The organism is Protofrankia symbiont of Coriaria myrtifolia (assembly GCF_900634755.1).
In the GTDB taxonomy this organism is placed as follows: domain Bacteria; phylum Actinomycetota; class Actinomycetes; order Frankiales; family Frankiaceae; genus Protofrankia; species Protofrankia coriariae.
The window spans coordinates 1-10105 of the sequence record NZ_CAAAFS010000037.1 but is presented as its reverse complement, the minus strand read 5'-3'; the positions used below and the strand labels follow the sequence as shown (position 1 = coordinate 10105).

Sequence of the window (10105 nt, the reverse complement as noted above, 5' to 3'; positions counted from 1 at the left end):
GGGCGCGCCCGACGCGGGCGCGGCGGTGGCCGGCCGCGCTGGCCGTCCTCGTCGCGTTCTGCGGGTTGTCCGTGCTGCTCTTCCGCGACGGCTGGACCGATCTGGGCGGGACGGTCTACGGCGGCGGTGACGCCGTGTTGTTCTCCTGGTACCTGGGGTGGACGCCGTACGCGCTCACGCACGGGCTGAACCCCTTTGTCACGCAGTTCCTGAACGCGCCGGACGGCGTCAACATCATGTGGAGCACCGGCGTGCCGCTGCTCGGCGTGCTGGCCGCGCCGATCACGATGCTCGCCGGCCCGCTGGTGACCTTCCACGTGCTCACGACGCTGGCGCCGGCGCTGTCGGGCTGGGCGATGTTCCTGGCGGTGCGCCGCTGGACGGCCGCGCTGCCCGCCGCCGTCGCCGGGCTGCTCTACGGCTTCGGCCCGTACCTGATCGGCGCTTCCTACGGGCACCTGCACCTGTCGTTCGTGCCCTTCCCGCCGATCCTGCTGCTGCTCATGGACGACCTGCTCGTCCGGCAGCGCAACATCCGGCGGACAGGCGTCCTGCTCGGGGTGGCCGTGGCCGCCCAGGCGCTGATCAGCGAGGAGGTGCTGGCGACCTCGGCGGTGGTCGCCGTCGTCGCCATCGCCATCCTGTGCCTGCAGTACCGCGACCAGGTCCGCGCCCGCGCGGGCGCGGCCATCCGCGGGCTCGCCATCTGCGCCGGTGTCGCCGCGGCGGCGCTGGCCTGGCCGCTGGCCACCCAGTTCTTCGGCCCGCAACGGGTGCACGGCTCGATCCAGCCGCCGGACGTCGCCGTCTCCGACCTGCTCACGTTCGTCACACCCACGCCCCTGCAGGCGTTCGGGCCGGACTTCGCCGTCCGGGAGAGCCTGACGTTCACCGGCAACGCGGTGGAGGTCAGCGGCTATCTCGGCCTGCCCCTGCTGGCTCTGCTGCTGTTCATCGCGGTGCGGTTGCGGCGCAACCGACTGGTGGCCCTGTGCGCGCCGTTGGCGGTTGTCGCCGCGGTCCTCTCACTCGGCCCGCATCTGCACGTCGGCGGGCACAACACGGGTATTCCACTGCCGTGGCGCGTGCTGGAACTGGGGCCGGTGCTGCACAACGCGCTGCCGTCCCGGCTGTCGCTCTACGTCGTGCTCGCGGCCGGCATCATGATCGCCATATGGCTGGACCAGGCACGGCCGCCCCGGCTCCGCGCTGTCACCATCGGTGTGTCCGTCGTCGCCCTGGTTCCGCTGGTGCCAGCGTCCCTGCTCGCCTTCTCGCCGGCCACCCCCGCGTTCTTCACCGGCTCGCAGGTGAGCAACGCCCTACCGGGGGGATCGACCGCGCTCGTCGTGCCCTACCCGTATCCGCAGCAGAACGTGGCGATGCTCTGGCAGGCTCAGGCGGACTTCCGATTCGCCATACCCGGTTGCTACTGTACGGTTCCCGATCGTAACGGACGTTCCAGCTTCCACCCGGAGCCGGACCCGCTCAACTCGGCCCTCATCGCGGTCGCGACCGGCGCCAGCACCGCTGACGACGCGCTGCGGCAGCCCGGGTTGCGGGCCACCTTCGACCGCTTCGACCTCGACGCGGTCATCCTCGGCCCGAGCGACCATCGCGACGAGCTGGTGAAACTGCTGACCGAGTTGGCCGGCGGCCCCGGCCGCCACGTCGACGGTGTGGATCTGTGGTTGCTCGACACACCCTGACACCGCGACGTCCTGGCACCACGATGCCATAACGTCGCAATGTCTTAACGTCGCAATGTCTTAACGTCGCGGTGCCATAACGCCGAATGTGCCTGGCGGGACGCGGGTAGGTCGTGTCCGATGGATGTTGGTGGTTGCGGGTGGCTGTCTCGGCGCCGTCCGCACGATCGGCGTCCGTCGGAGGCGGCCTGAGCCAGGACAGGACCGAGGCCAGCTGTCCGCGCTGTTTACGACCATGAATGGAGATCGGATGGCAGAGATCAAGGTGACCGTGGCCCGGGTCGTGACGGCCGAGCCCACCGCCGTCATCGAAGCGCTCGGCGACTACAAGGGCGTCCGGGCCGAAACCTGGCCAGAAACGATCACGGACTACGAGGTGCTGGAGGGCGGCACCGGCGCCGGCACCCGGATCCGCTACAAGCTGCACGCGACCCGCAGCCGCGTCCGCACCGTCGAGGCGGTCGTCTCCGCGCCCGAGCCCGACCGCACCCTGGTCGAAGCCGACCAGAACTCCACCCTGCGGACCGTGTGGACGGTGCAGCCGGTCAGCTCGGGCACGACCCGGGTGTCGGTGGAGACGAGCTGGGCCGGCGCGAGCGGCATCGGTGGATTCTTCGAACGGACCTTCGCACCGATCGGCATCCGCAAGCTGTACAACGGCGTCCTCGACAAGCTCGCCCCTCGGCTGGTGCCCTCCGCCTGAGCTGATCCACACAACCGGCCCACCTGCTGCGCTGCTTTGCGCGGGTGCTCGAAGTGGTCGCAGCATCGCAACATGGACGGCGGGAAGCGCCCGGGCAGGACAACCGGTCGCCGGCTGCCGGCCCGCGGGCTCGCCGGGCTGGCGGGAGCGATCCCGGCGTTCGCCTTCCCGGCACCAGGGATATGGGTACTCGGTTTCGTCGGGCTCGTACCGCTCATGCTGGTCGTCCGCACCGCGTCGACCAGGCGGGAGGCGGCCGTACGGGCCTGGTGGGGCGGCACCGGATTCTTCCTGGTGGCCTGCTACTGGCTGGCTCCGAACGCCGGACCATTCCTGCTCGTACTCACCGCGATACTGGGCGCAACCTGGACGCTGTGGGGTGTGACGGTGTGGGCGGCGCTGCGCGAGTCTCCGTCAGCCCGCAGGCTCGCGTGGGCGCTGCTGGTCGTGCCGTCGGCCTGGGTGGCCGGCGAATTTCTCCGATCATGGCAGGGGCTCGGCGGCCCGTGGGCACTGCTTGGCTCAAGCCAGTGGAACAGCCGGCCGGTGCTGGCGCTCGCCTCGCTCGGCGGAGTGTGGCTGCTCAGCTTCGTGCTGGCCGCCGTCGGGCTGGCACTGGCCGCGGTCGGGATCCCAGGCGCGCCGGCCGGCAGACGGATCATCGCGGGCCTGGCGGCGGTCGGCGTCGTCACCCTCGCCGTCAGCGGCGCGGCGGTACTGAGGCCCACTCCCCCGGCAACCGGGACGCTGCGTCTCGGCGGCGCCCAGCCGGGTGTCGTCCACGCCGTGGAACCCCGGTTCGCCGCGAGCGAAGCCGCCACCCGGCGTCTCGCGGGCAGCGGTGTCGACCTGGTCGTCTGGGGTGAGAGCAGCGTCGGCTTCGACCTCGCCGACGATCCCGCCCACCTGGCCCGGATCGAGGCGGCGGCCCGCGCGGTCGGCGCCGACATCCTGGTCAACACCGACGCCCGCCGAACCGGAACCCTCGGTGCACCGGACGATCTGTCGGGTGCACATGGTTCACCGGCCCCACCGGCCCCACCGGGTTCAACGGGTTCACCGGGCTCCGCCGAAGGGCCGACCCGCGACGGCGGCGGCCCGGAGCGGGCACGTCCACCTGGTTCGCCAGGCCCACGGGAGCGGTCGGAGGCGCCTGGTGACGGGATCTACAAGACGGCGGTCCTCATCGGCCCGGACGGACCGCGCGGCCGCTACGACAAGATGCGCCTGGTGCCGTTCGGCGAGTACATCCCGCTGCGGTCAGTGTTCGACTGGCTGGCTTCGGTGACCGACGCGGCCGCGGAGAACCGCCGGACGGGCCATCAGCTCACCGTCATGCAAACGGCGGGCGTGCGCTTCGGGACGTTGATCTGTTTCGAGTCGGCCTTTCCCGACCTGGGACGCCGGCTCGCCCGGATGGGCGCGGAAGTGATCATCGTGCAGTCGGCGACGTCGACCTTCCAGGGCAGTTGGGCGCCCGCGCAGCACGCGAGCCTCGCCGCGCTGCGCGCCGTCGAGTCGGGACGCCCGGTGGTGCACGCCACGCTCACCGGCGTCTCCGCCGTCTTCGACGCGTCCGGCCGCGAACTCGTCCGTCTCGACACCCACGAACGCGGCGCCTACCGCGCCGACATACCGCTCGCGACCAGACAGACCCTCTACGACCGCTTCGGCAACTGGGTTCCGATCGGCTCACTCGTCATCCTGTCCACCGCCGGCATCACCGCCGCCCTGCACGCCACCCGGCGGTCACGACATTCGCAGGGAGCGTCGACATGAACATGCAGTCTCCGAGTCCGGAGGCTTCGGACCCGGGGGCAGAGCACTCTCGAATTCCACGCCTCGAAGCCCTGCGCTCTGAGGCCCTGTCACCAACAGCCCTGCGTCCGGGGGTGGTGCGGCTTCCCTCGCCGGTCGAGGAGCTGGATGACGAGCGGTTCGCTCGGCACGGGGTCCGGGTGCTGCTCAAGCGTGACGACCTCATCAGCCCCGTGCTACCGGGCAACAAGTGGCGCAAGCTGAAATACAATCTGGTGGACGCCACGGCGTCCGGGAAATCGACGATCCTGACCTTCGGCGGGGCGTTCTCCAACCATGTCCGGGCGACGGCCGCCGCCGGGGCGCTTTTCGGTTTCACCACCATCGGCGTGATCCGCGGTGAGGAACACCTGCCGCTGAACTGGTCGCTGTCGGCCGCCGTCGCCCACGGCATGCGGCTGACCTACCTGGACAGGTCGACGTACCGCCGGAAACACGAACCGGACGTGCTCGCCGACCTGCGGGCGCGTTTCGGTGACTTCTTCCCGCTGCCGGAGGGCGGCAGCAATCCGGCCGGTGTCCGCGGCTGCGCCGAAATCCTGGCCGAGATCCCGGACGAGGTCGAGTCACCCTTCGACATCGTCGCCTGCGGCTGCGGCTCGGGCGGCACCCTGGCCGGTATGGCGGCGAACCTGCGCCCGGGCCAGCGGGCCATCGGATTCTCCGCGCTCAAAGGCGGCCGTTTTCTCCAGGACGTCGTCGACGGCCTCCAGCGCGCCACTTTCGGTCACGCCACCGACAACTGGCATGTCGAGTGCGACTTCCACTTCGGCGGTTTCGCGCGCCGCCCACCGGATCTCCAGCGGTTCATCGACGACTTCGCCGGACGCCACGGCATCGCCCTGGAGCCGGTGTACGTCGCGAAGATGATGTACGGCCTGCTCGAGCTGACCCGCCGCGGCACGATAACCCCCGGCAGTACCGTCCTGGCCATCATCACCGGCCCGGACGAGCACCCGAGAGCGGCCAGCTATCCGGTGCGGGCCTGATCCCACGCCGGCTCCCAACTTTTCGCGGGCGCGATGGCGACACCCGTCCACGAACACACCGGTATCCGACGCCGGAAACAAGCACCGCCGCGGTCCGAAGCGTGCACCCGGACCCAGGGCAGGTCAGGAGCGGGTTGATGAAGCCAGGCCACGCGTCGCGGGGACCGGTGTCGGACTGTGGACAGCGACCCGCCCTGTTTTGGTTGCGGCTGGGCGTGGTTCACTCGTCACGCCCGTGAGTGGGGTGTTTCCAGTCGGCGAGCCGCGGGCGGGCCTGGGGGACAGGTGGGCGGGAACGAACACGCGGACGTCGTGGTTGTCGGTTCGGGATTCGGTGGGGCGGTGACCGCCTACCGTTTCGCCGAGGCAGGCCACAGGGTTGTCCTGCTTGAGCGGGGGAAGGCGTATCCACCGGGGTCGTTCGCCCGCTCCCCGACCGAGATCGCGGCGAACTTCTGGGATCCGAGCCAGGGTCGGCACGGCCTTTTCGACGTCTGGTCCTTCGCCGACTTCGAGGCGGTCGTCTCCAGCGGGCTGGGTGGCGGCTCGCTCATCTACGCCAACGTCCTGCTCCGCAAGGACGAGAAGTGGTTCGTCCGCGACGCGCCCGCCGGCGAGGGCTACGAGAACTGGCCGATCAGCCGGGCCGACCTGGAACCGCACTACGCGGCCGTCGAAAAGACGATAGGTGTGCAGCGCTTCCCCAAGGGGCAGCCGCGCTATCAGGCCTCCCGCCGGACCGAGCTGCTGGAGCAGGCCGGTGAACGGCTCGGATATACCGCCGAGCAGCCGCCGTTGGCGGTCACGTTCGGTGTTGGCGGCGACGCGCCGGTACCGGGGGCGCCCATCGGTGAGCCGGCCTACGGCAACATCCACGGTCGGCCGCGGATCACCTGTGTGCTGTGCGGCGAGTGCGACCTCGGCTGCAACTACGGCAGCAAGAACACCCTGGACCACACCTATCTTTCGGCCGCGGTACACCACGGCGCGAACGTGCGCGTCCACCACGAGGCCCGTTCGATCACCCCACGGGACGGCGGCGGGTACACCGTCGGATACGTGGTACACACCCCCGGCGATGTCGTCGCCACCTCCGCGCTCCCCCAGCGGACGATCACCTGTGATCGTCTCGTCCTTGCCGCCGGCACGCTCGGCACCACCTACCTGCTGCTTCGCAACCGCGCCGCATTACCCGGCATCTCCCGGATGCTCGGGCGACGCTTCAGCGGCAACGGCGACCTGCTCGGCTTCGTCAGCGGGGTGCCCGGCCCGGCCCTGGGCAGCGCGCACGCCCCGGTCATCACGACCGCCGTCCGCGTCCCCGACGCCGTCGACAGCCACGGCGGCCATGCCGGCGGCCACACCGGCGGTCGCGGCGGCCCCGGCGCCGACCGCGGCTGCTACATCGAGGACGCCGGCTACCCCGGTTTCGCCGAATGGCTCGTCGAGGCGGCCAACCTGGACAACGAGGCGTCCCGGATCGTCCGCACCGTCTACGAGCTGATCCGTTCCCGTCTCACCGGCGGTCCGTCCCGCCAGATCGGCGCGCTGGTCGGCCGGCTGCTCGGCCCGGGAGAGGCGTCCGCCGGCGCGATGCCCCTGCTGGGCATGGGGCGCGACATTCCCACCGGAAAAATTTCGGTACGCGACGACTATCTGCAGATCGAGAACTATCCGGCGGACAGCCAGCCGTACTTTGAGCGCCTGGACAGGCTCATGGAGGACCTGGCCGAGGAAATGGGCGGCAAATACCACCGGAATCCGCTGACCCTGCTGTCCCGGGTCATCACCGTGCATCCTCTCGGCGGCGCCTCCATGGGCACCGACATCACCACCGGCGTCATCGACGAATGGGGCGAGGTGTTCAACCACCCCGGCCTGTACGTCGCCGACGGCGCCGCCCTGCCCGGACCGGTCGGGGCGAACCCGTCGCTGACCATCGCCGCCTTCGCCGACCGGCTCGCCGAACATGCCGTGGATGCCGGCCCCGTCCTGGAGACACAGCCATGACCCCTCCCACCAGCCTGCGGTTCACCGAGAAGATGAAGGGTTTCCTCACCCTCGACGAAACCGATCCCCAACGCGGATACGACCAGGGCAGGGAGGACGGGACCGCGCTGTCCTTCCGCCTGACCATCCACACCGAGAACGTGGACGCCTTCGCCACCGACCGGCTGCGGGAGGCCACCGCCAGCGGATACGTCCGTTGCGACGCGCTGGGCGGCAAACGCCCGGTGGGCAACGGCGTCTTCAACCTCTTCGTCGGCGACACCCCCGGGCACCGGCGGATGCTCTACCGGCTGCCGTTCAGCGACGCGGCCGGGCACCCGCTGACGCTCAGCGGGTTCAAGGACGTCCACGACGATCCCGGATTCGACCTGTGGCGGGACACCTCGACGCTCTACACCCGCATTTTCGCCGGCCATGTGGACGCCGCCGGTGAATCCACCGCCCGGATCGTCGGCGCCGGCATCGTCACCATCCACATCCCCGACTTCCTGTGGCAGCTCACGACGTTCCGGACGTCCGGTCCGGCCGGTGGCACGGCGGGCCTGGTGAAGTTCGGCCGGCTGTTCCTCGGCGATCTCTGGGAGGTCTACGGCCGTTCCCTCGGACGCGGGGACGACGAGGAGGACACGGGCGAGAAGGACGCGTGGGACGGAGACGACCCGCGGGACGGTCAGGAGGGCGGGACCTGATGTCCGGTACCCCGCCTCGGCCCGCCGACGACAGCGAGCAGGCGCTCGGTTTCGTACGGGCGTCGATGTCCCGCTGGCTGTCACCCACCCTGCTGCTCGGCACTGCCGTCCGTGTCGGTATCAGCGAGGTGCTCGGCTCCTACGCCGACAAGCGGGAGGCGATGGCCGCGCTGCCGGCCGCCCCCGCGACCGACCTGTCGGACCAGGACGAGCTGTGGTTCGACTATGTCAGCGACCTCGGCGACGGTTTCGACTCGACGTACACGGTGGCCTCGCTGCTTGCCGCGCCAGGCCTTCAGCTGGCCGGTTCGCCGACCCCGCGGGGCCAGCTGCTGGTGATGGGCGGCGACCAGTGCTATCCGACGCCGAGCATCACCGGCTACGAGAACAAACTGATCGGCCCCTACCGGGCGGCGCTGCCCACCGTGGCGTCGCCCACCGTGGCGTCGCCCACCGCGCCGCCCGGGACCGACGAGCAGCCGGCCCAGTCGGCCCGGTCGGCCCAGCCGAAGCTGTTCGTCGTTCCCGGCAACCACGACTGGTACGACGGGCTCACCGCCTTCATGCGGGTGTTCTGCCAGCGCTCCACCATCGGCGGCTGGCGTACCGAGCAGACCCGCAGTTACTTCGCGGTGAAACTGCCGCACCGGTGGTGGCTGCTCGGCATCGACATCCAGTTCGACTCCTACATCGACGACCCGCAGCGCCGGTACTTCCTCGACGTCGCCGAGCAGATGCGGCCTGGCGACGCGGTGATCCTGTGCTCGGCGAAACCGAGCTGGGTCAGCACGGGCGAGGGCAACGCCGAGGCGTTCGCCGTCCTCGACTACTTCGAACGCACCGTGATCCGCAAGGCCGGTGCGCAGGTACGGGTCTCCCTCGCCGGTGACCTGCACCACTATGCGCGCTACCGCCAGGTCGACGGTGACACGCAGAAGTTCACCGCCGGCGGTGGCGGGGCCTATCTGTCCGCCACCCACCACCTGCCACAGCATCTGACGCTGCCGCCACCGGCGTCGCGGGCGCCGAGCAGGACCGACCCGCCGGCGCACTACCAGCTCGAGACGAGTTTCCCGGACGCGCGCACCTCTCGCCGACTGGCCGCCGGCATCGTCCGCCTGCCGGCGTTCGCGCCGGGGCTGGCGGGCCTGCTCGGCGGTATCCACCTGCTGCTGGCGCTGGTGATCGGCGCCACCGCCAGCGCGGGCAGGCCGAAGGCCACCGGACGCCTCGACGCCATCGCCGACGGGCTGCGCGATGCCGGTACCGGCGACCTGTTCGCCGGCCTGGTCGACAACGTGCCAGGGCTGGCGCTGAGCCTGGGTGTCCTGGGCGCCGGGGTGGCCCTGACCAAGAGCGGCCGGACCGCCCGGGGGCTGGCGGTCGGAGCCGCGCATGGGCTGGCCCAGCTCCTGCTGGCGGTCGCCCTGCTGGCCGCCGTGGTGGCGGTGGTCGACCCGTTGCCGGACACCTGGCTGCTGGCCGGTGTGCTGCCGCTGGTGACCGTGCTCGGCGGGCTCGCCGCCATCGAACTGCTCGCCGGCTATCTCTGGCTCGCCGACCGGTTCGCGGGCCTGAACACCAACGAGCTGTTCGCCGCGCAGGGGATCGCCGACTACAAGAACCTCCTGCGGCTGCACATCGGCCCGGACGGATCGCTGACCATCTACCCGGTCGGGATCCGCAGGGTGCCGAAACGCTGGCGTTTCACCCCGCACGCGGTGTCGGGCGCGCCATGGTTCACCCCCGTGGACCGCCAGGTGGAGCCATTCCTCATCGAACCCCCGGTCAGCATTGCCCACGGCGGCCCGCCGGCCGTCCCGTCCCAGCACGCTCGCGGCGACGACGTCGAACCGACCAGCTCGTAACGCGGACGAGGACACCATACGCACCGAATGGTCGTTCGCGGGCGTCGCCAGAAAGAGCGACCAGGAGTAACCGCCGGCGGGCCGTCACGACAGTCCCAGCCGAGTCGAGTCGAGTCGGCAAACACATGGCGAGAAATATCGTAGGATGTCAAAGTGATGGCGCATTCGACCTTTACATCGGGCACCCCCGCGTCGGACGGCAGCTGGGGGCCGGACGTGGATATTCGCTCCGACCGGCCCACACCCGCCCGGATGTACGACTACTATCTCGGCGGCAAGGACAACTTCCCGGTCGACCGGGAAGTTGTCGAAAAAGTGA

General features: G+C 70.4%; 8 protein-coding genes. All 8 read left to right on the top strand.

What is annotated here, in order from left to right:
* The coding region (locus tag CM1CMNOD_RS01920) for a hypothetical protein (protein WP_131773808.1) at positions 1-1709 on the top strand (1709 nt) is incomplete at its 5' end.
* A gap of 250 nt (positions 1710-1959) precedes the next feature.
* Complete coding sequence (locus tag CM1CMNOD_RS01915; RefSeq protein WP_013871998.1) at positions 1960-2412, top strand: SRPBCC family protein; 453 nt, start codon at positions 1960-1962, stop codon at positions 2410-2412.
* A 72-nt stretch (positions 2413-2484) separates the two neighbouring features.
* On the top strand, positions 2485-4191 hold the full coding sequence (gene lnt / locus CM1CMNOD_RS22730) for an apolipoprotein N-acyltransferase (RefSeq protein ID WP_013871997.1): 1707 nt from the start codon (positions 2485-2487) through the stop codon (positions 4189-4191).
* Positions 4188-5219, top strand: coding sequence for a 1-aminocyclopropane-1-carboxylate deaminase/D-cysteine desulfhydrase (locus CM1CMNOD_RS01905; RefSeq protein ID WP_013871996.1), 1032 nt, complete (start codon positions 4188-4190; stop codon positions 5217-5219). Before lnt ends, CM1CMNOD_RS01905 begins: the two co-directional genes overlap by 4 nt.
* 285 nt (positions 5220-5504) lie before the next feature.
* Positions 5505-7229: a GMC family oxidoreductase gene (locus CM1CMNOD_RS01900; RefSeq protein WP_013871995.1), complete on the top strand. Its 1725-nt coding sequence runs from the start codon at positions 5505-5507 to the stop codon at positions 7227-7229.
* Positions 7226-7918 carry a hypothetical protein gene (locus CM1CMNOD_RS01895; RefSeq protein WP_013871994.1) on the top strand — a complete coding sequence of 231 codons (693 nt, stop codon included), beginning with the start codon at positions 7226-7228 and terminating at the stop codon, positions 7916-7918. Before CM1CMNOD_RS01900 ends, CM1CMNOD_RS01895 begins: the two co-directional genes overlap by 4 nt.
* Complete coding sequence (locus tag CM1CMNOD_RS01890; protein ID WP_013871993.1) at positions 7918-9786, top strand: hypothetical protein; 1869 nt, start codon at positions 7918-7920, stop codon at positions 9784-9786. The genes CM1CMNOD_RS01895 and CM1CMNOD_RS01890 overlap by 1 nt, the downstream gene beginning before the upstream one ends.
* 156 nt (positions 9787-9942) lie before the next feature.
* Positions 9943-10105, top strand: a 163-nt coding sequence (locus tag CM1CMNOD_RS01885; protein WP_193616676.1) for an SAM-dependent methyltransferase, incomplete at its 3' end; no start/stop codon positions are given.

Bases quoted from the DNA above. Each gene is read 5' to 3' on its own strand.
- CM1CMNOD_RS01915 (WP_013871998.1), top strand. From the start codon at position 1,960: ATGGCAGAGATCAAGGTGACCGTGGCCCGGGTCGTGACGGCCGAGCCC.
- CM1CMNOD_RS01895 (WP_013871994.1), top strand. From the start codon at position 7,226: ATGACCCCTCCCACCAGCCTGCGGTTCACCGAGAAGATGAAGGGTTTC.
- CM1CMNOD_RS01890 (WP_013871993.1), top strand. From the start codon at position 7,918: ATGTCCGGTACCCCGCCTCGGCCCGCCGACGACAGCGAGCAGGCGCTC.
- lnt (WP_013871997.1), top strand. From the start codon at position 2,485: ATGGACGGCGGGAAGCGCCCGGGCAGGACAACCGGTCGCCGGCTGCCG.
- CM1CMNOD_RS01905 (WP_013871996.1), top strand. From the start codon at position 4,188: ATGAACATGCAGTCTCCGAGTCCGGAGGCTTCGGACCCGGGGGCAGAG.